This window comes from Kitasatospora sp. NPDC056273, assembly GCF_042268845.1.
Lineage (GTDB): Bacteria > Actinomycetota > Actinomycetes > Streptomycetales > Streptomycetaceae > Kitasatospora.
Map to the genome: position 1 here is coordinate 18,584 of NZ_JBHJSJ010000020.1, position 24,572 is coordinate 43,155.

A 24,572-nucleotide genomic window follows, 5' to 3' on the forward strand; every position below is an offset into this window, starting at 1 on the left:
TGCGCTGGTCGGCGGCTGCCCCCGCCGTACGGTCGGACCGGGTGGTCAGGCCGCGTGGGCGACGGGGCGGCGCGGGGCGATCACCCGGCCGTCGGGCAGCAGTTCGCCGGTGTCCTCGAACAGGACGACGCCGTTGCAGAGCAGGCTCCAGCCCTGCTCCGGGTGACGGGCCACCGATACGGCCGCCTCGCGGTCCTCGGACTCGGCCGTCGGGCACTCAGGACGGTGCTGGCACATGCGTACCCTCGCTTCGCTCTGCGATCCTCCCCGTGGTGCGGTCGCCGGAGGTGGTGCCGTCCGGGGCCGCCGCGGTGGTCGGATCCTGTCCGCGCGCCGGCCAAGTGTGGGCCGGCGCCCAAGTGGGTAGGACAGGGGGTCCTTCCACGCTGGTTCCCAGTGTCGGCATCCCGGGAGCCGCGCGCAGGGATTTCGTGACATGCGCCACAACTCCCGGGTAGAGATCACCCGTTCAGGTGGGGCCGACGGGAAAAGGCGCACCGGTGGGTCAGTCGGGACATGGCCCGTTGGGGCCATGCCGAATGGCCCGGACGGGTGGTCACCGTTCGGGTGAGGGTTTGGGAGCGGGCGCGCGGGCGCGGTCGAGGGCCGCCGGGCGGGTGGGCCCGGCGGCCCGTGGGGCGTCGGCGGGTCAGGAGGTGCCGAGCAGCAGCGGCCCGGCGAGCGGGGCGCGGGCGAGCAGCGGCAGCAGTTCGGCGGCCGGCCGGGCGCGGTGCGCGGCGACGCCGAGCGGGGCCGGGGCCAGGGGGATCAGCAGGTCGCCGTCCGGGTCGGCGTCGGGGTTGTGCAGCCAGAGCGCCGTGGCGTACTGGCCGGGGAAGGTCAGCAGTCGGGGCTGCCGGCGGGTCCGGGAGCCCTGGGCGAGCTGCCAGGCCTCGCGCAGCGCCCGGACCGTCGAGTCGAGGTAGGGGCCGGCGGTGAAGTGGGAGAAGCTGTGGCCCTCGGCGCTCTGCACCACCTCGGCGGCGGCGGCCACCTCGGCGCCGTCCTTGATCAGGAAGCGCCAGCCGGTGCGGCGGGCGGCCGGCAGCTCCGGGCGCGGGCCGTTCAGGACGTGCACCGCGAGCGGGTGGGCGGGGAGCAGTGGGCCGGTCGGATGGCGCAGTGCTGCGGCGGCGGGCTGGCGCAGCGCGGTCTCCGAGTCGAGCGCGCCCAGGACGGCGCGCAGGGCGCTCGGCGGGGGCTGGGGGGTTTGCAGAGTCATGGCGGGGTCCGCCTCTCCAAGCGAGATCGGCGTGCGAGTGCGGCATACCGGCGTGGCGGGGCGACGCGTCGTCGGTGACGGGGCCGGGCCGTGTCCGGTTGTGCAGGATCGCGGTGCCGGCGCGGTCGCCGCCTCGACGAGGGCTTTCGGGGCGAGGCGGACCGGCCGGAGCGCTGTGCGAATTCGAACAGGTGCGCAGGGTGATCTGTTTATCACAGGCTGTGGTGTCGGGCAAGTCCACAGTTCGTCTGATTTTCCGTCAGATGCCTTGCATTGCAAGCCAGTACGCACGTTCGGGTATCGATCTTCGCGGTGGGCATCATGCTTGCACGGTCGGTCGACCGGGTGCTCGACGGGGTGGCTCTGGAGGAGGGGACCGTGGGCGAGAAGGTCGTGGCGACTCGGGCGGAACTGGCGGACCGGCAGCTCTACCGGCGCAAGCTCCACACGTGTCTGGACGTGCTCGGACGGATGATCCGGGAGGACCGCTTCGACCGGCCGCGGGCGGTGATGGGCCTGGAGATCGAGCTCAACCTGGCCGACGAGCAGGGCCTGCCGGCCATGAACAACGCGCAGGTGCTGAGCGCGATCGGCTCCAGCGACTTCCAGACCGAACTGGGCCGCTTCAACATCGAGGTCAACATCACGCCGCACCGGCTCTGCGGGCACGTGTTCGAGGAACTGCGCGAGGAGATCGACACCGGGCTGCGCTACGCCGACCGGCAGGCGGCCGAGGCGGGCGCCCGGATCGTCATGGTGGGCATCCTGCCGACCCTGGAGCACGCCCACACCGGGCTGGACGCGATGAGCCACAACCAGCGGTACAGCCTGCTCAGCGACCAGATCCTGGCCGCCCGCGGGGAGGACATCGCGCTGGACATCGAGGGCGTCGAGCACCTCCAGCTGGAGTCGATCACCATGGTGGCCGAGGCCGCCGCCACCTCGCTCCAACTGCACCTCCAGGTGACCCCGCAGCGGTTCTCCTCGGTGTGGAACGCGGCCCAGGCGATCTGCGGGCCGCAGCTCGCGCTCGGCGCCAACTCGCCCTTCCTGTTCGGGCGGGAGCTGTGGCGGGAGACCCGTCCGGTGCTCTTCCAACAGGCCTGTGACACCCGTACGGCGGAGCTCAAGGCCCAGGGCGTGCGCCCGATCACCTGGTTCGGCGAGCGCTGGGTGGACTCGGCGTACGACCTGTTCGAGGAGAACCTGCGGTACTTCCCCGCGCTGCTGCCGATCTGCGACGACGAGGACCCGATGAAGGTGCTGGCCTCCGGCGGCGCGCCCAGGCTCGCCGAGATGCGGCTGCACAACGGCACCATCTACCGCTGGAACCGCCCGGTGTACGACATCGCGGGCGGGGTGGCGCACCTGAGGGTGGAGAACCGGGCGCTGCCGGCCGGGCCGACGGTCGCCGACACGCTCGCCAACGCGGCCTTCTACTACGGACTGGTGCGGGTGCTGGCCGAGCAGCCCCGGCCGATCTGGACCCGGCTGCCGTTCGAGCGGGCGGACGAGAACTTCCAGCAGGGCGCCCGGTACGGCATCGACGCGGTGTTCCAGTGGCCGCGCTCGGGGCGGGCCGGGCGCGGCGGCGGGCTGCAGACCGTGTCCGCGGTCGACCTGGTGCTCAACGAGCTGCTGCCGATGGCCTACCAGGGGCTGGACGAGTGGGGCGTGGAGCCCGCCGACCGGGACCGCTACCTGGGCATCATCGAGCAGCGCTGCCTGCGCCGCACCAACGGCGCGTCCTGGCAGACCGCGACCTTCCACCGGCTGCGCGAGCAGTACGGGATGGACCGGCCGGCCGCGCTCGCGGCGATGACCAGGCGCTACGCCGAACTCATGCGCGGCGGCGAGCCGGTGCACACCTGGCCGGTGGGCTGAGCCCTCCCCGTCGGGGCGGTCCGGCGGCTGTGTCAGGATGATCGCTCCGGCGGTCGGCCGACGGCCGGAGCGACCGCCCGTCCGCTGGAGCCCCCGTGACCACCGTCCCGACCGCGCCGGAGACCGCGAAGCCCACCCGTCGGCTGTTCGGCGCGGAACTGCTGATCGTCCTCGGCCTCTCCCTCGGGGCCAGCGGGATCAGCGCGCTGATCAGCTTCACCGGCTCGCTCACCGAACCGCTCAAGCTCGGCCAGCAGGTCGCCACGCTGAACGGCTCGCGGGCGCCCGGGCGGCCCTGGCTGGACCTGGTGTGGCAGCTGTACTACATCGGGCGCGGGCTGATGCCGGTGGTGCTGGTCGGGTACCTGCTGGTGCGCGAGGGCGTCGCGCTGCGGGTGCTGGGCTTCGACCTCGGGCAGAAGCTGCGCGACCTGGGCCGGGGCGCCGCCGTCGCGGCCGCGATCGGCGGGTCGGGGCTGGCGCTCTACCTGGCCTCGCAGGCGGCCGGGTACAACCTGACGGTGGCGCCGTCCGGGCTGCCGGACGTGTGGTGGCGGGTGCCGGTGCTGCTGCTGTCGGCCTGGCAGAACGCGATCCTGGAGGAGGTCGTCGTCCTCGGCTACCTGCTGCGCCGGGTGGGGCAGGTCGGGTGGTCCTGGCCGGCGGCGGTGGCGGCGAGTTCGGTGCTGCGCGGCTCCTACCACCTCTACCAGGGGGTCGGCGGGCTGGTCGGCAACATGGTGATGGGCGCGGTGTTCTGCCTGCTGTACCGGCGCTGGGGGCGGGTGATGCCGCTGGTGGTGGCGCACGCGCTGATCGACACGGTGGCCTTTGTCGGGTACGCGCTGCTGGCCGGGCACGTCAGCTGGCTGCCGACCCCTTGAGCGACCGCGCCCGGCCGCGCGGCGGACGGGCGAGCAGCCGGTCGACGTGTCGGCGCTCCAGGCCCTCGCCGGGGTCGACGGGCAGCAGCAGGCGGTCCCGGCGCAACCGGGAGCGGCGGACCAGCCGCGGCGGGATGACGTCGTCCACCCAGGCGAACGGCCGGCCGGCGGCGTAGCGCAGCAGCGGGGCCCACTTGGCGGCGGAGAACAGCTCCATCAGCGGGACGCGCGGGTCGCCGGGCTGCGGGACGTAGCCGGTGAAGGTGACCACCGGGAGCGGGTCCAGGCCGATCGCCGGGGCGATGTGGGTGTTCGCGTTCTCCTCCCACGTCGTCGCCCAGACCAGGTCGTACGTTCCGGCGAGTTCGCGCAGCCAGGTGCCGTGCCGGGCGGACAGCAGGACGGTGTAGCCGAACAGGGTGTGGGTGTCGAACCCGGCGTCCGGGTGGGGGCGGACCGGGTTGAGGACGCCGTCGACGTCCAGGAACAGCAGTGGCTTCGGCACCGGTGGCCCCTCGGAGACGGTGGTGTTTCCTGACACTTCGGACGTCACCCGCGCACCGGCGGTTGCCCACGGGCGGGCGCACGCGGGGCGCACAGGGGGCTCATGGAGCGGGCGCGGGCTCGCTGACGGGCACCGGTGCGTCCGTCGTGCCCCGACGGCTCAGCCGGCGCACCTGCGGGTCCAGCAGGACGACCGCGCTGAGCACCAGACAGGCGGCGGCGCACGCCCAGAGCGCGCCCGACAGGCCGAGCGCCACGGCGGCGGGGCCGGCCAGCGCGGTGCCGACCGGGGCCAGCGAGTAGGAGCCGAGCTCGTCGTACGCGGTGACCCGGGAGAACATCTCCTCGGGTATCTCCTGCTGGAGCGCGACCATCCAGTTGACGCCGAAGACGGTGACGCCGACGCCGGACAGGAACATCGCGACGACCAGCAGCGGCAGCGGCACCTCGGCGGCGAGGGCCAGGGCGGGCACGCCGAACAGGAAGACCCCCCAGTTGCCGACCAGCAGGATCCGGCGCGGCCGCCAGCGCGTCATCAGCACGCCGGTGGCCACCAGGCCGACGCCGTAGGCGGCCATCGCCAGGCCCCAGGCGCCCGCCCCGCCGAGCCGCTCCTTGGCGGCGGTCGGCCCGTACACCGACTCGACCGCGTTGATGCAGGCGACCAGCACCGAGAACTGGAGCACGATCACCCAGAGCCAGCGGCGGGAGGCGAACTCCCGCCAGCCCTCGCGCAGGTCGCGCAGCATGCTGCTGCCGGAGGACGCGGGGGCCTTCTCCGGCTCCAGGAAGAAGCGGAGGGCGGCGGCGACCAGGAAGCACAGGGCGTCCAGGGCGAGCACCCAGCCCGGGCCGACGAGGGCGGTGAGCGCCCCGCCGAGGGCGGCGCCGCCGATCTGGGAGGCGTTGAGCCCCATCCGGAAGACCGCGAAGGCGCGGGCGGCGTGCTCCTGGGGGACGGCCTGCATGATCATGCCGCCGGAGGCGGGGGAGTAGAGGGCGTAGCCGGCCCCGCCGGCCGCGGAGAGCGCCAGCATCTGCCAGAGCCGGACGTCACCGGTCAGCACCAGGGCGGCCAGGACGGCCTGGGAGACCCCGCTGAACACGTTGGCGGCGACCATGATCAGGTGGCGCGGCAGCCGGTCGGCGAGGGTGCCGCCGACCACCATCAGCAGGACGGTGGGCACCAGCCGGGCGGCGGTGACGTAGCCGACCTCGGTCGTGGTGCCGCCGGTGCCGAGCACGGCGAAGGCGGTGGCGATGGGGGCGCCGGCGTTGCCGAGGCCGCTGACCACGGTGGCGGCGGTCTGGATGCGGAAGTTGCGGCTCGCCCAGGCGAAGCGGCGTGAGGGTGGGGTCGGCACCCGGAGACTATGCCGTGGGGGCGTACGGGTGTCCATCCGGTTGTCGTACCGGGGCGTCGGGAGGGTGGGGTTTCAGCCGAGCTTGCCCCGTCGGCCGAGTCCGCCCCGTCGGCCGAGATGGCCCCGAACGTCGAGGGCTGCCCCGTCGGCCGTGCCGGCCCCGTCAGCCGAGGTGGCCCCAGAGGAAGGTGACGGTGCGGCGCCAGGCGATCCGGGCCTGGAGCGGGTCGTAGGTGCCGATCAGGTTCTCGTCGTTCATGAAGGCGTGCCCGGCCGGGTAGAAGTGGATCTCCGGGCGGACGTCGGTGGCCTCGCCGATCCGGATCGCCGCCTCGTCCACGGCGGCCATCGGGATCGAGCCGTCCAGCTCGCCGAAGTGGCCGAGCACGTGGGCGGTCAGGCCGCGGTAGTCGAAGTCCGGGTCGGGCGGCAGGCCGTAGAACGGGACCACGGCGGCCACCCTGTCGCCGGCCCGGGCGGCCAGCAGCAGGGCGAAGCCGCCGCCCATGCAGAAGCCGACCACGCCGACCGCGTCGCCGACCACGCCGTCCAGCGCGAGCAGGTGGTCGACCGCCCCGGCCAGGTCCTCCACCGCCCGGTCGACCGGCAGCTCGCGCCGGAACCGGGCCGCCTCGGTGCCGTCGTGGGTGGTGGCGCCGCCGAACAGGTCGGGGGCGAGGACGGTGAAGCCCTCGGCGGCGAAGCGGTCGGCCATGTCGGCGATGTGCGAGGTCAGGCCCCACCACTCCTGCACCACCACCAGGCCCGGTCCGACGCCCTGCGGCGGGCGGGCCAGGTAGCCGTGCGCGGTACGGCCGTTGCTCGGGAAGGTGACGTTCTGCCGGGAGCCGCCCTGGTCAGGCATGGCTTCCTCTCGGTGGGTCGGGCCGCGAGCGGCGGGAGTTCGGCGGGGCGGTCCGGGTCAGCCCATCTCCTCCAGGGCGCGTCCCTTGGTCTCCTTGATGCAGAAGGCCACGAACGGGATGGAGAGCAGCGCGAAGGCCGCGTAGATGACGTACGTCGCGGAGAGGTTCCAGTCGGCGAGGTCCGGGAAGCTGACGGTGATCGCCCAGTTGGCGATCCACTGCGCCGAGGCGGCGACGGACAGCGCCAGCGCGCGGATCCGGTTGGGGAACATCTCGCCGAGCAGGACCCAGACCACCACGCCCCAGGAGAAGGCGAAGCAGAGCACGAAGACGTGCGCGGCGACCAGGGCGACGGTGGCGTGGGTGTTGTCCAGGGTGGCGGTGTCGCCGGTGCCCTCCCGGTAGGAGAACGCCCAGGCGGCGGTGCCCAGCGCGGCCGCCATGCCGATCGAGCCGGCCAGGGCGAGCGGCTTGCGGCCGATCCGGTCCACCAGGGCCATCGCGATCACCGTGCCGATCACGTTGATGATCGAGGTGGAGAGGCTGATCAGCAGCGAGTTGGACTCGTTGATGCCGACCGACTGCCACAGCAGGGACGAGTAGTAGAAGATCACGTTGATGCCGACGAACTGCTGGAACACCGAGGCGCCGATGCCGACCCAGACGATCGGCAGCAGGCCGAAGCGGCCGCCCATCAGGTCCTTCATCCGGGGCTTGTGGCTGGACTCCAGTACCGAGCGGATCTCCGCCACCCGGGCGTCCAGGTCCACGCCCTCGCCCTCGACCTCGACCAGCACCTTGCGGGCCTGCTCCTCGCGGTGGTCGGCGATCAGGAAGCGCGGCGACTCCGGGATGGCGAGCGCCATCAGCCCGTACACCAGGGCCGGGATGGCCTCGACACCGAGCATCCACTGCCAGGCCTGGATGCCGCCGAGGTGGTTGGTGGACTCGCCGCCGGCGGCCTGGTTGAGGGCCCAGTTGGCGAGCTGGGAGACGGTGATGCCGAGCACGATCGCCATCTGCTGGAAGGAGGCGAGCCGGCCGCGGTACGCGGTCGGGGCGACCTCGGCGATGTAGGTCGGGGCGATCACCGAGGCGATGCCGATCGCGATGCCGCCGACCACGCGCCAGGTGGCGAGGGTCTCGATGTTCGGCGGGAACATCGAGCCGATGCCGCTGGCCGCGAACAGGGCGGCGGCCAGCAGCATCGTGCGGACCCGGCCGAGGCGGTCGGCGAGCCGGCCGGCGATCACCGCGCCCACCGCCGAGCCGAGCAGCGCGATCGCCACCACGAAGGCGGTGGTGCCGTGGCCGACCCCGAAGTGCTTCTGGATGCCCGTCACGGCGCCGTTGATCACCGCGCTGTCGTAGCCGAACAGGAAGCCGCCCATGGCGGCGGCCGCCGAGATGAACACCACGTGGCCGAGGTGGGCCTCGCCGGCCGCCCGTTGGCTGTTGACTGAGGACACGCGCGCTCCCGGGGGTGGACGGGCCCGCTCTGACGCCGAGTGGGCAGGGCTCGTCTCACATTCGAGCAGCGCGGCGGCCGACCTGCCCGAGGGGGCGGCCGACCGGGTGATCCGGGGTCAGTCGGCGGCGCGCGGCCGCTCGGTGCGCCGGTCGACGGTGCGCGGGAGGTCGGCGCGCGGGGCGTCGCCCACGGGGCCGGCGGCGCCCCGCGGCTCGGCGGTGCGCCGCCGGTGACGGCGGAGCAACTGGGCCCGGGCGGCGGCGTACTGGTCGCGGCCGCGCCCCCGGCCGTCGGCGCGTTCGGCGAGCCGGTCGGCGATCGCGTACTGCGCCTCGGCGGGCTTCTTGTCGTCGTACTTGAACTTGGCCCGCACCTCGTCGACGGTCAGCCGGAGCCCGCGCAGGCCGGGCAGCTGCCGGGCCAGCTCGCCCTCGCCGGGCACCACCCGGACCTCCGGCGTCTCGGGCTGGAAGTGCGCCAGCTGGCGGTTGAGGATCTCCGCCTTGCCGGCCGCGGACTCCACCACCTCGGCGGTGCAGTGGAAGTGGACCGAGGCGTAGTAGCTGGTGGGCGTGCCCGGTGCGCCGCGCCAGTGGCCCGGGGCGAAGGCGTAGCCGTCGGTGACCGCGAGGGTGACCTTCGGGTCGGCCCGGACGGCGGCCAGCAGCGGGTTGGGCGCGGCGAGGTGGAGCAGGATCTCGCCGCGGTCGGCGTCCAGCAGGAAGTGCGTCGGGACCAGCACCGGCCCCTCGCCGGGGCCGCCGTTGGCGGCGAGCAGGCCGAAGTCGCGGCCCTCGGCCAGCCAGGCGCGCCACTCGGCCTCGTCACCGCGGTCCCAGGATCTGATCAGCACGGGTGGGCCTCCCGTCAGCGGGGGTAGCCGCGCAGGTGCGCGGGGAGCGGGACGGCGGTGCCGGGGTGCGGCTCGGGGGTGCCGTGCACGGTGGTGACCGGGATCAGCCCGGACCAGTACGGCAGGCCGGTGTCCTCCGGGTCGTCGGCGGCGCCGTCCTCCCGGGTCTTGGCCGAGACCTCGTCCAGCTCCAGCCGGACGACGGCGGTGGCGGCGAGCTCCTTGGCGTTGGCCGGACGGACCTCGGCGGAGCGCCCCGGTATCGCGTGGTCGACCAGGGCGGCGAGCGCCACGTCCAGTTCCTCGGGGTCGGTGACCTGGTGCGCGGTGCCGTGGGCGACCACCGAGCGGAAGTTCACCGAGTGGTTGAACGCGGACTTGGTGAGCACCAGCGCGTCGACCTGGGTGACGGTGACGCACACCGGCATGCCCTGCTCGCCGGAGGCGTTGCGCATCGGGCGGCTTCCGGTGGAGCCGTGGACGTAGAGCCGGCTGCCGACCCGGGCGAAGATCGTCGGCAGGACCACGGGGGCGCCGTCGACGACGAAGCCGAGGTGGCAGATGTAGGCGCTGTCGAGGATGGCGTGGATCGCCTCCTGCTCCCAGGTGGCCCGGTCCCGGTAGCGGGTGGGGGTGGTCCTGGGGGTGCGGGAGTAGCTGGGCGAGTCTTCCGGGTTGGCCGACATGACATCCTCTATGTACTAGTGCATACTTAGCTTTGTGCTAGGAGACTATCCGCTGAAAGGGCGACGCGCCAGCGAAATCGCGGCCCACGTCGAGCAGGGCGTGAGCAGCGGGCAGCTCGCCCCGGGAACCGCGCTGCCCCCGCTGCGCGACCTCGCCGCCGAACTGGGCGTCAACCCCAACACCGTCGCCGCCGCCTACCGGCTGCTGCGCGACCGCGGCGTGATCGAGACCGCCGGCCGCAAGGGCAGCCGCATCCTGCCCAGACCCGCGCTCACCCCGCGCGACCAGATCCGCATCCCCGTCCCGCCGCACGCCCGCGACCTGTCCACCGGCAACCCCGACCCGGCCCTGCTGCCCGACCTCGCCCAGGCCCTCGCGGCCGCCGCCGAGGCCGCGCGCACCGACCCCGTGCTGTACGGGCACGCCGGCGTCGACCCGCGGCTGCTCGCGCTCGCCCGCGCCTCCTTCGAGGCCGACGGCCTGCCCGGCGGCCCGATCGCCGTCGCCTCCGGCTCGCTGGACACCGTCGAACGGATCCTCGGCGCCCGGCTGCGCCCCGGCGACGCGGTGGCCGTCGAGGACCCGGGCTGGGGCAGCCTGCTCGACCTGCTGCCCGCGCTGGGGCTGAAGCAGGTGCCCGTCCGGCTGGACGACGAGGGCCCGCTGCCGGGGTCGCTGGCCGCCGCGCTGGCCGAGGGCGTCCGGGCCGTGGTGGTCACCAGCCGGGCGCAGAACCCGACCGGTGCGGCGCTCACCGCGCGGCGGGCCGAGGCGCTCAAGGCCGTCCTGGCCGAGCACCCCGGGGTGCTGCTGATCGAGGACGACCACGGGCACGGCATGGTCGACCAGCCGTACCACCCGCTGGTCGGGGCGGGCACCCGGCACTGGGCGGTGGTGCGCTCGGCGGCCAAGGCGTACGGGCCGGACCTGCGGGTCTCGGTGGCGGTCGGCGACGAGGAGACGATCGGACGGGTGACCGGCCGGCTGCGGCTGGGCGCCGGCTGGGTCAGCCACCTGCTGCAGCGCACCGTCGCGGAGCTGTGGAGCGGCGACGCCGCGCCGGCCGACCGGGTGGCCGCCGCGTACCGGGCCCGGCGGGACGCGCTGCTGGACGAGCTGGCGGCGCGCGGGATCGCGGCGCACGGGCGGAGCGGACTGAACGTCTGGGTGCCGGTGCCGGACGAGACCTCGGTGCTGGCGGCGCTGGTGCAGCGCGGCTGGGTCGCGGCGCCCGGCGCGCGGTACCGGATCCAGTCGCCGCCCGGGCTGCGGTTCACCACGGCGCGGCTGGAGGCGGCCCAGGCGCGGGAGCTGGCGGAGGACCTGGCGGCGGTGCTGGGGGCGGGCGGGGTCGGGTCGCGGCTGGTGTGAGTCGTGCTCGGGCCCTGGGGTGCGGGGCGGGTGGGACAGGTGTGGCGGGTGTGAACCGCGGGCGGCGTCCGGGCGTCGCCCGCCCGGTTGGTCTGAACCCGGCGGTAACAAAAGCGGAAACCTCCCGCAGACGCCTAGCGGTGGTGGGCGCGCGCATGTCATCTTCATCGCGCCACCGGCCGGCGGCCCACCCTCACCCAGGCGTCCTCCCGTTCCCCGTTTCCCCGGGAGGACCGAGCCGCAGGAGTTCCGCAGTGCCCGAGAACTGTTCGAGCAGTACCCGCAGTGCCCGCAGCACCGGCAGCGCCCCTCGCCCCGGCCGACGACTGCTCGCCGCGGCCCTGGCCCTCCCGATCGCCGTCGCGGGCCTGGCCGTCGCCTCGCCGGCCTCCGCCGCTCCGTCCACCCCGGCCGCACCGGCCGTCCTGCCGTCCGGGCCCACCGCCAGCGTCACCCTCGGCGACAGCTACATCTCCGGCGAGGCCGGCCGCTGGAAGGGCAACGCGGCCGGCACCGGCGGCGGCCGCAACGGCACCGACCGGGCCTGGACCGGCAGTTCGTACGACCCCTCGCGGGTCTACGGCGCCACCGCCGCGAGCGGGTGCGACCGCTCGGACGTCGCCGAGGTGCTCAGCGCCTCGACCGGTGCCCAGAACGAGATCGACCTGGCCTGCTCCGGCGCCGTCAGCGCGAACGTCTTCCGTGCCGCCAACGGCGGCCAGTCGCTCAAGGGCGAGGCCCCGCAGGCCGACCAACTCGCCACCGTGGCACGGCAGAACAACGTCAAGCTGATCACCCTGTCGATCGGCGGCAACGACCTGGGCTTCTCGGACGTCATCTCCACCTGTGTGCAGGACTACCTGATCTGGTACTCCTACTGCCACGACTCCGCGCAGTCCGGGATCGACGCCAAGATGCCCGCCGCGATGGCCGGGGTCGGCAAGGCGATCGACGAGATCCGCGCGGTGATGGCCGGCGCCGGCTACGCGCAGTCGGACTACCGCCTGGTGCTGCAGTCCTACCCGTCGCCGATCCCGCGCGGCGCCGAGATGCGGTACCCGGAGAGCGGCTGGACCCGCTCCAACACCGGCGGCTGCCCGTTCTGGGACGGCGACGCCGACTGGGCCCGCGACTCGATGGTGCCGCAGATCTCCCAGGCGCTGGCGGGCGTCGCCGCCGCCAAGGGCGCGCAGTTTCTGGACCTGTCGGACATGCTGCAGGGCCGCGAGGTCTGCTCGACGGCCACCCGGCAGCCGACCGCGAGCTCCGGCCCGTCCGCGACCACCAGTGAGTGGGCGCGCTTCCTGGACGGCGGCCTCAACTCCACGCAGGGCGTGCTGCAGGAGTCGATGCACCCCAACTACTACGGCCAGCAGGCGGTCGGGCGCTGCCTGACGCTGCTGTGGGCGCGCCCGAGCGGTGACTACGCGTGCCGCAACACGGCCGGGCAGGACGCGAGCGGGATGTACCTGACCGCACGGTGAGCACACGGTCCGGCGCCCCCGCGGCCTCGGCCGTGGGGGCGCCGTTCCGCCGTTCCGCGGTGCTCAGCCCTTGGCGAGCAGGGACTGGGCGTGCGCGATGACCTGATCCTTCGTCAGGTACGCGTCGGTGTACTCGAAGTCCTGCAGCCGGGCGGGCTGGCGGGCGAGGAAGCCGGTCCGGACGAAGTCGTCGCCGGCGGTCGCGTTGAGCAGCCAGTTGGCGCCCACCCGGAACTTGGCAGCGTTGGTGCGCATCGCCATCAGGTGGTAGCCGCGCGCCACCAGCTGGGCGGGCACCCCGCGCAGCTCGATGCCGAGCGGCTTGGAGACCGCGTCCTTGCCGCCGAGGTCGACCACCAGGCCCAAGTCCTTGTGGTAGTACGGCTCCAGGGGCTGGTTGCGGAGCGAGGCGATCACGTTGTTCGCGACCGCGCGGCCCTGGCGGGCGGAGTGCTGGGCGGTCGGCGGGCAGACCGCGCCGTCGCCCTTGGCGAGGTCGGGGACGGCGGCGGCGTCGCCGAGCGCGAACACGCCCTCGAACTGCGGCACCCGCATCTCCGCCGTCACGGCGAGCCGGCCGCGGACCGTCTCGGCGTCCAGGGTGCCGATCAGCGGGCTCGCGGCCACCCCGGCCGTCCAGATCAGGGTGCGGCAGGGGAGCACCCGGCCGTCGGTGAACTTGACCGTCTCGGCGCCGACTTCGGCCACCGAGACGCCCAGCGACACCTCGATGCCGCGGTCGCGCAGCACCTCCAGGGCGGCCTCGCCGAGCGGGTCGCCGAGCTCCGGCATCAGCTTCGGGGCGATGTCGATCAGGTGCCACTTGATCTGCCGGGCGTCCAGACGCGGGTAGCGGTGGGCGGCGGCGGTGGTCAGGCGCTGGAGGCAGGCGGCCGTCTCGGTGCCCGCGTAGCCGCCGCCGACCACCACGAACTGGAGCCGGGACTCGCGCTCCTTCTGGTCCAAGGTGGCCGAGGCGAGGTCGAGTTGGGCGATCACGTGGTCGCGGACGTAGGCTGCCTCGGCGAGCGTCTTCATGCCGCGGGCGTAGTCGGTGAGGCCGGGGATGTCGAAGGTGCGGGTGACGCTGCCGGGGGCGAGCACCAGGACGTCGTACTTCTGCGCCACCACCTCGTCGGTGATCTTGCGGACGACGCACACCTTGGAGGCCGGGTCCACACCGATGGCGCCGCCGGGGACGATGTGGGTGCGGCGCAGCGTGCGGCGCAGCGAGACGGCCACGGACTGCGGGGTGAGGACGCCGGCCGCGACATGGGGGAGGAGGGGGAGGTAGAGCTGGTAGCTGAACGGCGTGACCAGCGAGATCTCGGCCTCCGACGGTGACAGCTTGTGTTCGAGGCGGCGGGCGCACTCCAGGCCGGCGAAGCCACCGCCCACGATCAGGATCCGAGGTCGTTCCATCGCTCATCCCTTTGCCGTGAAGGTCCCCATTACTGTCCGCCACACTCGCACGGAGCAGCGGGGGCTGCCACCGGGGCGGGGCCGTGGGGGTGGGGTGGAGGAGGGCGGGGAGAAAAGGGAGAAGAGGGAGAACGGGGTGGCGGCGGGAGGGGGAGAGAGGAAAGGGTGGCGACACCGATAGGCTGTCGGCCGTGCTACCCGAGGTGACGGCGATCCGGTACGTGACGCCACTGCGAGAAGGCGGCTCGATGCCGGGCCTGGTCGAGGCCGACGATCGGCGGCTGTACGCGCTGAAATGGGTCGGTGCGGCGCAGGGCCGCAAGGCGTTGGTCGCGGAGGTGCTGGCCGGGGAGCTCGGCCGGCGGCTCGGGCTGCCGGTGCCGGAGCTGGTGACGGTCGACCTGGACCCGGTGCTCGCGCGCAGTGAGCCGGACCACCAGATCCAGGACCAGATGAGGGCCAGCGGCGGGACCAACCTCGGGATGGCCTTCGTCAGCGGCGCGCTCAACTTCGACCCGCTCTGCTTCGAGGTGGATCCGGAGCTCGCCGGGCAGGTGCTCTGGTTCGACGCGCTGATCGGCAACGTCGACCGCTCCTGGCGCAACCCCAACCTGCTGGTGGCGACCGGCGGGCTGCGGCTGATCGACCACGGCGCGAGCCTGATCTTCCACCACAACTGGCCGGGTGCCGCCGCCTGGATCCGCCGTCCGTACGACGCCTCCGACCACGCGCTGCTGGGGGCCCGGCCGGACCTGGCGGCGGCCGACAAGGCGCTCGCGCCGCTCGCCGAGGCGGCGATCGAGGGCGCGGTGGCGCAGATCCCCGAGGTCTGGCTGGTGGACGAGTTCGGCTTCGACTCGCCCGACGAGGTGCGCGCCGCGTACCGGACCCAGCTGACCGAGCGACTGGCCGGTCCGCGCGACTGGCTGCCGGAGGTGCCCGCATGACCGAGTTCACGCTGTCCGTGCTGCCGGCCACCGTCGAGCTGCACGACTACGAGTACGCCGTGATCCGCGCGGTGCCGAGGGTCGAGCGCGGCGAGTGCGTCAACGTCGGGGTGCTGCTGTACTGCCGACAGGAATCGCACCTGGCCGCCCGGACCCACCTGGACCAGGCCCGGCTGCTGGCGCTGGACCCGGTGGCGGACGTGCAGGGCGTGCGGCGGGCGCTGCAGGGGATCGAGGCGGTCTGCCACGGCGGCCCGCAGGCCGGTCCGGCGGCGGGGGACAGCGCCGGGCAGCGGTTCCGCTGGCTGACCGCGCCGCGCAGCGCGATCGTCCAGCCGGGGCCGGTGCACACCGGGCTGACCGCGGACCCGGAGGCGGAGCTCCGGCGGCTGTTCGACCAGCTGGTGCTCTGACACCGGAGGGTTCCGGGGCGGCTCGCGGACGGTTGCCGTGGTCAAAGCTTGAGTTGCTGAAGCACCTGGTCGTACTCTGGCCCCATGGGTTCGACAGCGACGACGACCGTACCGACCAACGCCGAGTTGATGGAGGCGCTGGCCTCCGTCGGTGCCGCGTACTTCCAGGACTTCGCGGCCGCCGCAGCCCGGCACGGGCTCTCCTCCTCGCAGGCCAAGGCGCTGGGCGCGGTGCAGGAGCCGGTGCCGATGCGGGCGCTGGCCGGGAGGCTCGGCTGCGACGCCTCGAACGTCACCGGGATCGTGGACCGGCTGGAGTCGCTGGGCCTGGCCAACAGGGAGGCGGCGGCCGGTGACCGCCGGGTGAAGATCGTGGTGATCACGGCCGAGGGCCGGGAGATCCTGAACCGCATCCGCGGCGAGATGGCCCGGACCCACCAGGCCTTCGAGGCGATGACCGACGAGCAGCGGATCGCCCTGCACTCGATCTGCTCCCAGGTGCTGCCGGTGCTGGCCGGTCGTACGGGCGGCGCGCAGTAGGACCCCGCGCCGCCCGTACGCCACCAGTGCTTCGTCCCGGTCAGAGCAGCCCGGCGAGTTCCGGTGGCAGCGGCCGGTGGTGGAGCAGGGTGAGTGAGCGGGTGGTCCGGGTCAGGGCGACGTAGAGGTCGCGCGGGGCGAGTGCGGCCGGCTCGACCACCACGACCGCGTCGAATTCCAGCCCCTTGGCGTCGGCGACGGTGAGTGCGTCCAGCTCCCCGGCCAGGGCGTCCGGTGCGATCACGCCGAGGGTGCCCGGGCCGGCGGGCAGCCGGGCGAGCGCGGCGGCGAAGCCGCCCGCCGGGACGCGGACCGCGCGGGGCCGCTCGGTGCCCGGGCGGATGGACTCGGGCGGCCGGTGGCCGGGTACGGCGGTGCGCAGCACGGCGGCGGCGAGGGCCATGACGGGCTCCGGCGTGCGGTAGTTGACGGTGAGCCGTTCCTCGCGCCAGCGGCCGGGCAGGTGCGGGTCGAGCGTCTCGGCCCAGCTGCGGGCGCCGGCGGGCGAGCCGGTCTGGGCGAGGTCGCCGACGATGGTGAGCGAGGTGGTCGGGACGCGCCGCAGGACGGCGCGCCAGGCCATCGCGGACAGCTCCTGCGCCTCGTCCACGACGACGTGGCCGTACGCCCAGGTGCGGTCGGCGGCGGCGCGCTCGGCGGTGGAGCGGTACGGGCCGTCGTCGCGGAAGCGCTCGGCCAGGGCGGCGGAGTCCAGCAGGGCGTCGTCGGTCTGCCCGGTGATGGTCAACACGCCCTGGGCGAAGGCCAGTTCGTCCGAGTCTTGACCGGTGGGGGCCGGGGGCCCCTCGGCGCCCAGGAGTTCGGCGGCCTCGTCGAGCAGCGGGACGTCCTCGGCCGTCCACTCGGAGCCGGGCGGGCGGAGCAGGGCGGTCGCGTGCTCGGGGGCCGCTGAGGCGAGCAACTCCCGGTCGGTGAGCAGGCGTTCGAGCAGCTGTTGCGGGGTGAGCCGGGGCCAGAGCGGGTCGAGCGCGGCGCGGACGTCCGGCCGCTCCCACAACTCGCGCGGGGCGTAGTGCGCCTCCTCGTCGTCGTACGGGCGGCCGAGGGTGAGCGCCTGGCCGATCGCGAGGGCGTCGAGCAGGGTGCCCAGGTAGAAGGCGCGGGCCCGGTTGTGCGGCAGTCGCAAGCCGCGGGCGGCGTCCCTGGCCTCGGCGCAGGCCCGGGCGGAGACCCGCAGCCCCTCGCCGAGGTCCAGGCCCTCGACGGGGGCCGTCTGGTGGGCGGCCACGGCGGCGCGGAGCACCCCGGCCATCCAGGGGCCGCCCTTGGCGAAGGCGGCGGCGGGGTCGTCGGTGCCGGTGGCGGCGAGGCCAGGGAGGAGTTCGGCGACGGTGCGGAGCACCACCTCGGTCTCGCCGAGGGCGGGCAGCACCTCCTCGATGTACCGCAGGAAGCCGGGGTTGGGGCCGATCACCAGGACGCCCCGGCGCTCCAGCGCGGCGCGGTGGGTGAACAGCAGGTAGGCGGCGCGGTGCAGGGCGGTCAGTGTCTTCCCGGTGCCGGGGCCGCCCTGGACCACCAGGGCGCCGCGCAGCGGGGAGCGGATCACCCGGTCCTGCTCGGCCTGGATGGTGGCGACGGCGGTGCCCATCCGGCCGGTGCGCTCGCGGTCGAGGGCGGCGAGCAGGGCGGCCTCGCCGACCAGGGCGCGGCGGCCGGAGTCGTCCAGCCCGGCGAGGTCGAGCGCCTCGTCGTCCAGGCCGGTGAGGGTGCGGCCCCGGGTGTGCAGGTGGCGGCGGCGCACCACCGGGCCGGGGTGGACGGGGGTCGCGGTGTAGAAGGGGCGGGCGGCCGGGGCGCGCCAGTCGAGCAGCAGCGGTTCGTACGCCTCGTCGGTCAGGCCGGTGCGGCCGATGTAGTGGACGGTGCCGTCGCGCTCGTCGAGCCGGCCGAAGCAGAGGCCGCGCTCGACCGCCTCCAGCCGGGCGGCGTGGCGGGAGGCTTCGCGGGCGCGCACCTCGCGCTCCAGCCGGGCCTGGTGGGTGCCGCCGGATCCGGCGCCGTCGTGGGCGCCGTCGGCGGTGCGGCGGGCCCGTTCGCGCTCGGTGTCCAGCCGGGCGTAGAGCCGGGTGAGGTGGGCCTGCTCGGTGCGCAGGGCCGCGGCGAGGGCGCTGGAGTCCCGCGCGGTCACTGGCGGTTCGCTCATCGGTGTGGTATCCTTGCGGTGAGAAGGCCGCGAAGCGCCATCTGAAAGGCGCTCAATTGACCCAGCCTACCCCACTCCGCCGCCGTCCGGCGTGACCTCGGCTGTTACTCTTGCGAAGCGTGAGCGCGAAGCCCCAGATCCCCAATGTCCTGGCCTCCCGGTACGCCTCGGCGACCCTGGCCCAGCTGTGGTCCCCCGAGCACAAGGTGGTCCTCGAGCGCCACCTGTGGCTCGCCGTCCTGAAGGCCCAGCAGGACCTCGGCGTCGAGGTTCCGGCGACCGCCGTCGCCGACTACGAGCGGGTGATCGACCAGGTCGACCTCGGCTCGATCGCCGCCCGTGAGCGGGTCACCCGCCACGACGTGAAGGCCCGGATCGAGGAGTTCAGCGAGCTCGCCGGGCACGAGCAGATCCACAAGGGAATGACCTCCCGGGACCTGACCGAGAACGTCGAGCAGCTGCAGATCCGCCAGTCCCTGGAGCACGTGCGGGACCGCACGGTGGCCGTGCTGGTGCGCCTGGCCAAGCTGTCCGCCCAGCACGCCGAGCTGGTCATGGCCGGCCGCTCGCACAACGTGGCCGCGCAGGCCACCACCCTGGGCAAGCGGTTCGCGTCGATCACCGACGAGCTGCTGGTCGCCTTCCGCCGCCTGGAGGAGCTGATCGCCCGCTACCCGCTGCGCGGGATCAAGGGCCCGGTCGGCACCGCCCAGGACATGCTCGACCTCCTCGGTGGCGACACCGACAAGCTGGCCGAGCTGGAGCGCCGGGTCGCCGGGCACCTCGGTTTCGAGAACGTGCTGACCAGCGTCGGCCAGGTCTACCCGCGCTCGCTGGACTTCGAGGTGCTCACCGCCCTCGTCCAGCTGGCCGCCGCGCCCTCCAGCCTGGCCAAGACCATCCGCCTGATGGCCGGCCACGAGCTGGTCACGGAGGGCTTCAAGGAGGGCCAGGTCGGCTCCTCCGCGATGCCCCACAAGATGAACACCCGCTCCTGCGAGCGCGTCAACGGCCTGGCCGTCATCCTGCGCGGCTACGCCTCGATGACCGGCGAGCTGGCCGGCGACCAGTGGAACGAGGGCGACGTCTCCTGCTCGGTGGTGCGCCGGGTCGCGCTGCCGGACGCGTTCTTCGCCTTCGACGGCCTGCTGGAGACCTTCCTGACCGTCCTCGACGAGTTCGGCGCCTTCCCCGCCGTGATCGAGGCCGAGCTGGACCGCTACCTGCCGTTCCTCGCCACCACCAAGGTGCTGATGGGCGCGGTGCGCGCGGGCGTCGGCCGGGAGACCGGGCACGAGGTCATCAAGGAGCACGCCGTCGCCTCCGCGCTGGCGATGCGCGCGGGCGCCCGGGAGAACGAGCTGCTGGACCGGCTGGCCGCCGACGAGCGGATCCCGCTGGACCGGGCCGCGCTGGACGCGCTGCTCGCCGACCGGCTGTCCTTCACCGGCGCGGCCGGCGCCCAGGTCGCCGAGGTGGTCCGCCAGGTGGAGGCCGTCGCGGCCGCCTACCCGGAGGCCGCCAAGTACGCGCCCGGCGACATCCTCTGACGTCTCGTCAGCCCTGAGCCGAGGGCCCCGCCGCCGGACCGGTGGCGGGGCCCTCGCGCGTCGTGGGGACGTGGCCCGGGTCCAGCGGCGGGGTGGTGGTGCCGCACGGCCAGTCGCAGTTCGGCTCGGCCACCTGCTGGTCGTCGGCGGCGAGCACGTTGCCCCGTACGGTCGCGAGGGCGATCAGCCCGCCGGCGGCCAGCAGGCCCGCGCAGATCAGCATCGCGGTGTGGAAGGCGGAGTCGACCGAGGAGGGCACCCGGTAGGCGTCGCCGCTCAGCCCGGCCAGCGCCGGGAGGGCGGCGACCGCGAGCAGGCCGGCCGCGCGGGCGGCGGCGTTGTTGACCCCGCTGGCGATGCCCGCGTGCCGGACCTCGACGGCGGCCAGCACGGTCGCCGTCAGCGGTGCGACCAGCAGCGTCATGCCGCAGCCCATCACCGTGACGGAGGGCAGCACGTCCACCCAGTAGGAGGAGTCCGGGCCGACGCGCAGCATCAGCAGCACCCCGGCGGCGCACAGCAGGGGGCCGACGGTCAGCGGGATGCGCGGGCCGATCCGCTTGCCGAGCCGCCCGGCGCGCGCGGACAGCAGCAGCATCAGCACGGTGATCGGCACCAGCGCGAAGCCCGAGACCAGTGGCGAGAAGCCGGACACGATCTGGAGCTGCACCACCAGCAGGAAGAAGACGCCGCTGAACGCCGCGTACACGCACAGGGTGACCAGGTTCACGGCGGTGAACAGCCGGGAGGAGAACAGTCCGAGCGGCAGCATCGGATCGGGCGCGCGGCGCTCGACCGCCACGAAGGCGACGCCGAGCGCCACTCCGAGCACCCCGCTGACCCAGACGGCGGGGGACAGGCCCTCGCCGGCCGCCGTCAGCGCGTAGGTGATCGCGCCGAGGGCGAGGGCGGCGAGCACGGCGCCGAGGACGTCGAAGCGGCCGGAGGCGCCCTCGTCCCGGCTCTCCGGCACCGACCGGGTGGTGACCGCGATCACGGCGGCGGCGAGCGGCAGGTTCAGCAGGAAGATCCAGCGCCAGCCGGGGCCGTCCACCAGCCAGCCGCCGAGGAAGGGGCCGACCGCCGCCGACACCCCGCCGAGGCCGGACCAGAGCCCGACCGCCGCCGAGCGGTCGTCAGGGTGGAAGACGGCCTGGAGCATGGCGAGCGAGCCGGGGGTGAGCAGCGCCCCGCCGATGCCCTGGACGGCGCGGGCGGCGATCAGCACGTGGATGTTCGGTGCGGCGGCGCAGGCCGCGGAGGCGACGGCGAACCAGACCACGCCGATCAGGAAGACCTTGCGCCGCCCGTAGCGGTCGCCGAGCGCGCCGCCGAGCAGGATCAGGCCCGCCAGGGTGAGCAGATAGGCGTTCAGGGTCCATTGCAGGGACGCGAGGGAGGCGCCGAGGTCGGCGCCGATCCGGGGCAGCGCGACGTTCACCACGGTGCCGTCCAGCATCGCCATGCTGGAGCCGAGCACCGTCGCCATTAGTACCCAGCGACCCTGCGCGGTGCCCAGGCGCAGGGTGCCGGCCTTGGAGGTGGCCACGGGCGAATCCTGCGCTGCCGAGGCGCACGTGACAAGGGTCACCGGTGGGTGTGTTGGCGGCTGGCGGTGCGTGAGCGGACGGGTGCGCGGCGTGGCCGATCTCGGCGCAGGGTCGTGGATCAGTGGCGGGGGGTGAATGGGTTGTGTACGCACCGTGGGCTCGGGCCTGCGGAGGGTCACTGTGGGAGGGGGGATCGTTGCCGTTTCAAGAGATCGACATTGCTTCACCCGAACGGATGGGTTTTAGTTCAGCGACCGCCCGGCCAGTCCGGACGGATCCGCCGGGTGGAACGCCGAGTCCTGCCGCTGCCCGGTGGTTCGAAACGAACTCTGTACGGCAGGAGCGGGGGACCCACAGGTAAGTCGCCGGACCGGAGTTCGCGCCTCAGGGCGCGGGCGTCCAGGACCGGCTTGGGGTGAAGCCGCGCAAGCGGCCGGGCAACTCCAGCCCGAACCCGACAGCTCACCTCGCAGGCGTCGGAGAGGAAAATTCCATGCCTGCACAGGCTCGTCGTATCGCCCTGCCCCGCGCCGCCCGCATCGGCATCGCCACCGCCGTCACCGGTGTGTCCTTCGCCCTCCCGCTCGTCACCGCGATGAGCGCCCAGGCCCACACCCCGGCCGCTCCGGCCGCCGCCTCCACCGAGGCCAAGCAGGCCGCGAAGGCCGCCGCTCCGGCCGCCCAGGCCGCGCAGGAGAGCTACCGCGTCGTCAGCGGTGACACCCTGTCCAAGATCGCCGACGCCAAGAACGTCGAGGGCGGCTGGCACGCGCTGTACGAGCAGAACCGCTCGGTCGTCGGCGCCGACCCGAACCTGATCTTCCCGGGCCAGCAGCTCGCGCTGTCCGGCCACGCCGCCGCGCCGGCCGCCGACGCCGCCCCGGCGAAGCCCGCCGCTCCGGCCAAGCCCGCCAAGCCGTCCGCTCCGGCGACCCAGGCCGCCAAGCCGCAGGCCCAGGTCCAGGTGCAGACCGAGGCCGCCAAGCCCTCCGCGCAGCTCGAGACCCAGCTCCAGGTCGCCGTTCCGGCCCAGGCCGTGACCGCCACTCCGGTCGCCGCCGCCACCTCCGGCTTCGTCGCCCCGCTGGCCGGCCCGCGGCTCGGCACCGCCTACGGCGTGGCCGGCTCGATGTGGGCTTCCGGCCACCACACCGGCCAGGACTTCGTCGCCTCCACCGGCACCCCGCTGCGCGCCGTCGCCAACGGTGTCGTGGTCAAGGCCGGCAACGGCGGCGCCTACGGCAACGAGGTCGAGATCAGGCTCGCCGACGGCCACTACGCCGAGTACGCGCACCTCTCCTCGATCGGCGTGAGGATCGGTCAGACCGTCACCGCCGGCCAGCAGATCGGCCTCTCCGGCGCCACCGGCAACGTGACCGGCCCGCACCTGCACTTCGAGATCCGCAACGGCTCGGAGTACGGCTCGGACATCAACCCGGTCGCCTACCTGCGCGCGCACGGCGTCGCGCTCTGACCCCGAGAGCTCCGGGGTACCAGGAACCACCGCCGCTGCGGGCGAACCGATCGCCCGGGATGGTCATGTCGGGTGACCGCTCGACCGGGTGATCGCCGCACGGCGGACATGGGCGCGGGACACGCCCAGGCCGGCCCGGCCGCATGAGGACCTCCTCGTGCGGCCGGGCCGGCCGCTTTCGTTCCCGGGCCCGCCCGGGGTGTTCGAGCGATCGAACGAAGCGTCAACTCCGGTGTCCCGCAGGGTGGTCGCCGGGATCTCCGGGTGCCTCCGGGGCGCCATGCTGGCGGACGGTCAGCGCCCGGCCGGTCCGGCGGTCGGGCGGGCCGGGAGGCGAGGAGGCCGGATGGCGGTCCGCAGCGGGGGCGTGGCGGGGGAGACGGCCGGGCGGGAGCGGCCCGGGGCGAGCGGGGTCGACCGGCTGAAGGCGGACTCGGTCGGCCTGGTCGGCGTGGTGTTCATGGCGCTCGCCACCGCCGCCCCGATCACCGCGATGACCGGCAACCTGCCGATCATCGTCGGTCAGGGCAACGGCGCGGGCGCGCCCGCGGCGTACATCGTGGCGACCGTGGTGCTGACGGTGTTCTCGGTCGGCTACGTGGCGATGGCCCGGCACATCACCGCGGCCGGCGCGTTCTACGGCTACGTCTCGCACGGGCTGGGGCGGGTGGCGGGGATGGCCTCGGGGCTGCTCGCGGTGCTCGCGTACGTCGTCACCGAGGCCGCGGCCCTCGGCTTCTTCGCGTACTCGCTGCGCGGGCTGGTCCGTTCGCAGCTGGGGGTGGACGTCGGCTGGGGCTGGTACGCGTTGTTCGGGGCGGCGGTGATCGGGGTGATGGGCTGGTTCGACCTGCATCTGACGGCCAGGGTGCTCGGGGTCGCGCTGGTGCTGGAGATCGGCGTCCTGTCGGCGGTCTCACTGGCGGTGCTGCTCTCCGGCGGCGGGCCGGACGGGCTCGCGGCCGGGACCCTGAACCCGCTGAACGCGCTGAAGGGGGTGGGGAGTTCGGGCACCTCGGCGGCCGGGCTCGGACTGTTCTTCGCGTTCTGGTCCTGGGTGGGCTTCGAGTCCACCGCGATGTACGGCGAGGAGTCCCGCGACCCGAAGCGGGTGGTGCCGCGGGCCACGCTGATCTCCGTGATCGGGGTCGGGCTGCTCTACGTCTTCGTGTCCTGGATGATCGTGTCCGGCAACGGGGTCGAGCGGGCGGTCGCGGTGGCGGGCGGCGCGGTGCCGGGCAAGGACGGCAACAGCCTGTTCTTCGACCAGCTCGCCGCGCACCTGGGGGCCTGGGCGGTGAAGGTCTTCCAATGGCTGGTCGTCACCGGCTCGTTCGCCTGCGCGATGGCCTTCCACCAGTGCGCGGCCCGGTACCTGTACGCGATCGGGCGGGAGGGGCTGCTGCACCCGGCGCTCGGCCGCACCCATCCGCGGCACGGCTCGCCGCACGTCGCCTCGGTCACACAGTCGGTCATCGCGGTGGGGCTGGTGGCGGGGTTCCTGGCGGCCGGCATGGACCCGTACGCGCACCTGTACACGCTGCTGGCGCTGCTCGGGACGATGGCGATCCTGGTCGTGCAGACGCTCTGCTCCTTCGCCGTGGTCGGGTACTTCCACGTGCGCGGACGGCACCCGGAGACGGCGCACTGGTTCCGGACGCTGGCCGCGCCGCTGGCGGGCGGGGTGGCGATGGCCGGGGTGGTGGTGCTGCTGGTGCTCAACCGGGACGCCGCGGCGGGGGAGGCGGCGCACACGCTGCTGTTCCGGCTGATCCCGTACCTGGTGATCGGGGTGTTCGCGGGCGGGATCGGGCTGGCGCTCGCGGTGCGCCGGTGGCGGCCCGGGCTGTACGCGCGGATCGGGCGGGTGGTGCTGGAGGACGCGGTCGAGCGGTGACCGGGCCGGGGCCGCGGTGGCC

21 protein-coding genes and 1 riboswitch are annotated in these 24,572 nt (G+C 74.0%); of the genes, 10 read left to right on the top strand and 11 right to left on the bottom strand.

The features are described 5' to 3' along the window. Nucleotides 1-45: 45 nt before the first annotated feature. Both ACFCY1_RS19535 and ACFCY1_RS19540 read right to left on the bottom strand, forming a co-directional pair. The gene (locus ACFCY1_RS19535; RefSeq protein WP_049659119.1) at nt 46-237 is read right to left on the bottom strand and encodes a DUF5999 family protein; all 192 of its coding nucleotides are present in this window, start codon (nt 235-237) and stop codon (nt 46-48) included. A gap of 412 nt (nt 238-649) precedes the next feature. Continuing rightward, nucleotides 650-1,222, bottom strand: a complete 573-nt coding sequence (locus ACFCY1_RS19540) for a hypothetical protein (RefSeq protein WP_074004468.1) — start codon at nt 1,220-1,222, stop codon at nt 650-652. Nucleotides 1,223-1,600: 378 nt separating this feature from the next. Here ACFCY1_RS19540 and ACFCY1_RS19545 point away from each other — a divergent pair, with 378 nt between their 5' ends. Together ACFCY1_RS19545 and ACFCY1_RS19550 are read left to right on the top strand one after the other, a co-directional pair. Further along, entirely contained in the window at nt 1,601-3,106 is a 1,506-nt protein-coding gene (locus ACFCY1_RS19545; protein WP_049655516.1) for a glutamate--cysteine ligase, read from the top strand. A 95-nt stretch (nt 3,107-3,201) separates the two neighbouring features. Next, on the top strand, nt 3,202-3,990 hold the full coding sequence (locus ACFCY1_RS19550; protein WP_049655508.1) for a CPBP family intramembrane glutamic endopeptidase: 789 nt from the start codon (nt 3,202-3,204) through the stop codon (nt 3,988-3,990). Here the strand turns inward: ACFCY1_RS19550 and ACFCY1_RS19555 are convergent. The 6 genes from ACFCY1_RS19555 to ACFCY1_RS19580 all read right to left on the bottom strand — a co-directional run bounded on the left by ACFCY1_RS19555 (nt 3,968) and on the right by ACFCY1_RS19580 (nt 9,734). After that, nucleotides 3,968-4,495 carry an HAD domain-containing protein gene (locus ACFCY1_RS19555; RefSeq protein WP_375875370.1) on the bottom strand — a complete coding sequence of 176 codons (528 nt, stop codon included), beginning with the start codon at nt 4,493-4,495 and terminating at the stop codon, nt 3,968-3,970. The two genes, ACFCY1_RS19550 and ACFCY1_RS19555, sit on opposite strands and share 23 nt — an antisense overlap. Nucleotides 4,496-4,595: 100 nt before the next feature. After that, nucleotides 4,596-5,858, bottom strand: a complete 1,263-nt coding sequence (locus tag ACFCY1_RS19560; protein WP_234348529.1) for an MFS transporter — start codon at nt 5,856-5,858, stop codon at nt 4,596-4,598. Nucleotides 5,859-6,021: 163 nt separating this feature from the next. Continuing rightward, complete coding sequence (locus ACFCY1_RS19565; RefSeq protein ID WP_049655503.1) at nt 6,022-6,723, bottom strand: dienelactone hydrolase family protein; 702 nt, start codon at nt 6,721-6,723, stop codon at nt 6,022-6,024. Between the two features lie 57 nt (nt 6,724-6,780). Beyond that, nucleotides 6,781-8,193: a sugar porter family MFS transporter gene (locus ACFCY1_RS19570; protein ID WP_074004470.1), complete on the bottom strand. Its 1,413-nt coding sequence runs from the start codon at nt 8,191-8,193 to the stop codon at nt 6,781-6,783. A 117-nt stretch (nt 8,194-8,310) separates the two neighbouring features. Continuing rightward, nucleotides 8,311-9,048: an FMN-binding negative transcriptional regulator gene (locus ACFCY1_RS19575; protein WP_074004471.1), complete on the bottom strand. Its 738-nt coding sequence runs from the start codon at nt 9,046-9,048 to the stop codon at nt 8,311-8,313. A gap of 14 nt (nt 9,049-9,062) precedes the next feature. Continuing rightward, nucleotides 9,063-9,734 (bottom strand): pyridoxamine 5'-phosphate oxidase family protein, encoded by a 672-nt coding sequence (locus ACFCY1_RS19580; protein ID WP_049655499.1) that lies wholly within the window; start codon nt 9,732-9,734, stop codon nt 9,063-9,065. Between the two features lie 34 nt (nt 9,735-9,768). Here ACFCY1_RS19580 and ACFCY1_RS19585 point away from each other — a divergent pair, with 34 nt between their 5' ends. Both ACFCY1_RS19585 and ACFCY1_RS19590 read left to right on the top strand, forming a co-directional pair. Further along, complete coding sequence (locus ACFCY1_RS19585; protein ID WP_375875371.1) at nt 9,769-11,106, top strand: aminotransferase class I/II-fold pyridoxal phosphate-dependent enzyme; 1,338 nt, start codon at nt 9,769-9,771, stop codon at nt 11,104-11,106. 254 nt (nt 11,107-11,360) lie between these two features. Further along, entirely contained in the window at nt 11,361-12,590 is a 1,230-nt protein-coding gene (locus tag ACFCY1_RS19590; protein WP_375875373.1) for a GDSL-type esterase/lipase family protein, read from the top strand. 63 nt (nt 12,591-12,653) lie between these two features. On the opposite strand, the gene ACFCY1_RS19595 is transcribed toward ACFCY1_RS19590, so the two are convergent. After that, complete coding sequence (locus ACFCY1_RS19595; protein WP_049652402.1) at nt 12,654-14,012, bottom strand: NAD(P)/FAD-dependent oxidoreductase; 1,359 nt, start codon at nt 14,010-14,012, stop codon at nt 12,654-12,656. Nucleotides 14,013-14,203: 191 nt separating this feature from the next. Between ACFCY1_RS19595 and ACFCY1_RS19600 the strand changes: the two genes are divergently transcribed. From ACFCY1_RS19600 to ACFCY1_RS19610, 3 genes are all read left to right on the top strand, one after another. Further along, nucleotides 14,204-14,959 (top strand): HipA family kinase, encoded by a 756-nt coding sequence (locus ACFCY1_RS19600; protein WP_049652400.1) that lies wholly within the window; start codon nt 14,204-14,206, stop codon nt 14,957-14,959. After that, nucleotides 14,956-15,372, top strand: coding sequence for a DUF3037 domain-containing protein (locus ACFCY1_RS19605; protein ID WP_049652398.1), 417 nt, complete (start codon nt 14,956-14,958; stop codon nt 15,370-15,372). The genes ACFCY1_RS19600 and ACFCY1_RS19605 overlap by 4 nt, the downstream gene beginning before the upstream one ends. 84 nt (nt 15,373-15,456) lie before the next feature. Beyond that, nucleotides 15,457-15,912, top strand: coding sequence for a MarR family winged helix-turn-helix transcriptional regulator (locus ACFCY1_RS19610; protein ID WP_049652396.1), 456 nt, complete (start codon nt 15,457-15,459; stop codon nt 15,910-15,912). A gap of 40 nt (nt 15,913-15,952) precedes the next feature. On the opposite strand, the gene ACFCY1_RS19615 is transcribed toward ACFCY1_RS19610, so the two are convergent. Beyond that, nucleotides 15,953-18,079, bottom strand: coding sequence for a HelD family protein (locus ACFCY1_RS19615; protein ID WP_375875374.1), 2,127 nt, complete (start codon nt 18,077-18,079; stop codon nt 15,953-15,955). Between the two features lie 119 nt (nt 18,080-18,198). Between ACFCY1_RS19615 and purB the strand changes: the two genes are divergently transcribed. After that, entirely contained in the window at nt 18,199-19,629 is a 1,431-nt protein-coding gene (gene purB / locus ACFCY1_RS19620) for an adenylosuccinate lyase (RefSeq protein ID WP_049652391.1), read from the top strand. 7 nt (nt 19,630-19,636) lie between these two features. On the opposite strand, the gene ACFCY1_RS19625 is transcribed toward purB, so the two are convergent. Continuing rightward, entirely contained in the window at nt 19,637-21,118 is a 1,482-nt protein-coding gene (locus tag ACFCY1_RS19625; RefSeq protein ID WP_117492711.1) for an MFS transporter, read from the bottom strand. A 351-nt stretch (nt 21,119-21,469) separates the two neighbouring features. Then, a riboswitch (cyclic di-AMP (ydaO/yuaA leader) is annotated at nt 21,470-21,670 on the top strand. 2 nt (nt 21,671-21,672) lie between these two features. Here ACFCY1_RS19625 and ACFCY1_RS19630 point away from each other — a divergent pair. Then, nucleotides 21,673-22,653, top strand: a complete 981-nt coding sequence (locus tag ACFCY1_RS19630) for a peptidoglycan DD-metalloendopeptidase family protein (protein ID WP_375875375.1) — start codon at nt 21,673-21,675, stop codon at nt 22,651-22,653. A 346-nt stretch (nt 22,654-22,999) separates the two neighbouring features. Further along, on the top strand, nt 23,000-24,550 hold the full coding sequence (locus tag ACFCY1_RS19635) for an APC family permease (protein ID WP_375875376.1): 1,551 nt from the start codon (nt 23,000-23,002) through the stop codon (nt 24,548-24,550). Nucleotides 24,551-24,572: the final 22 nt, after the last annotated feature.

Coding starts and splice junctions, on each gene's coding strand:
- ACFCY1_RS19605 (WP_049652398.1), top strand. CDS start 14,956: ATGACCGAGTTCACGCTGTCCGTGCTGCCGGCCACCGTCGAGCTGCAC.
- ACFCY1_RS19580 (WP_049655499.1), bottom strand. CDS start 9,734: ATGTCGGCCAACCCGGAAGACTCGCCCAGCTACTCCCGCACCCCCAGG.
- ACFCY1_RS19565 (WP_049655503.1), bottom strand. CDS start 6,723: ATGCCTGACCAGGGCGGCTCCCGGCAGAACGTCACCTTCCCGAGCAAC.
- ACFCY1_RS19630 (WP_375875375.1), top strand. CDS start 21,673: ATGCCTGCACAGGCTCGTCGTATCGCCCTGCCCCGCGCCGCCCGCATC.
- ACFCY1_RS19625 (WP_117492711.1), bottom strand. CDS start 21,118: ATGGCGACGGTGCTCGGCTCCAGCATGGCGATGCTGGACGGCACCGTG.
- ACFCY1_RS19610 (WP_049652396.1), top strand. CDS start 15,457: ATGGGTTCGACAGCGACGACGACCGTACCGACCAACGCCGAGTTGATG.
- ACFCY1_RS19595 (WP_049652402.1), bottom strand. CDS start 14,012: ATGGAACGACCTCGGATCCTGATCGTGGGCGGTGGCTTCGCCGGCCTG.
- ACFCY1_RS19540 (WP_074004468.1), bottom strand. CDS start 1,222: ATGACTCTGCAAACCCCCCAGCCCCCGCCGAGCGCCCTGCGCGCCGTC.
- ACFCY1_RS19635 (WP_375875376.1), top strand. CDS start 23,000: ATGGCGGTCCGCAGCGGGGGCGTGGCGGGGGAGACGGCCGGGCGGGAG.
- ACFCY1_RS19615 (WP_375875374.1), bottom strand. CDS start 18,079: ATGAGCGAACCGCCAGTGACCGCGCGGGACTCCAGCGCCCTCGCCGCG.
- ACFCY1_RS19535 (WP_049659119.1), bottom strand. CDS start 237: ATGTGCCAGCACCGTCCTGAGTGCCCGACGGCCGAGTCCGAGGACCGC.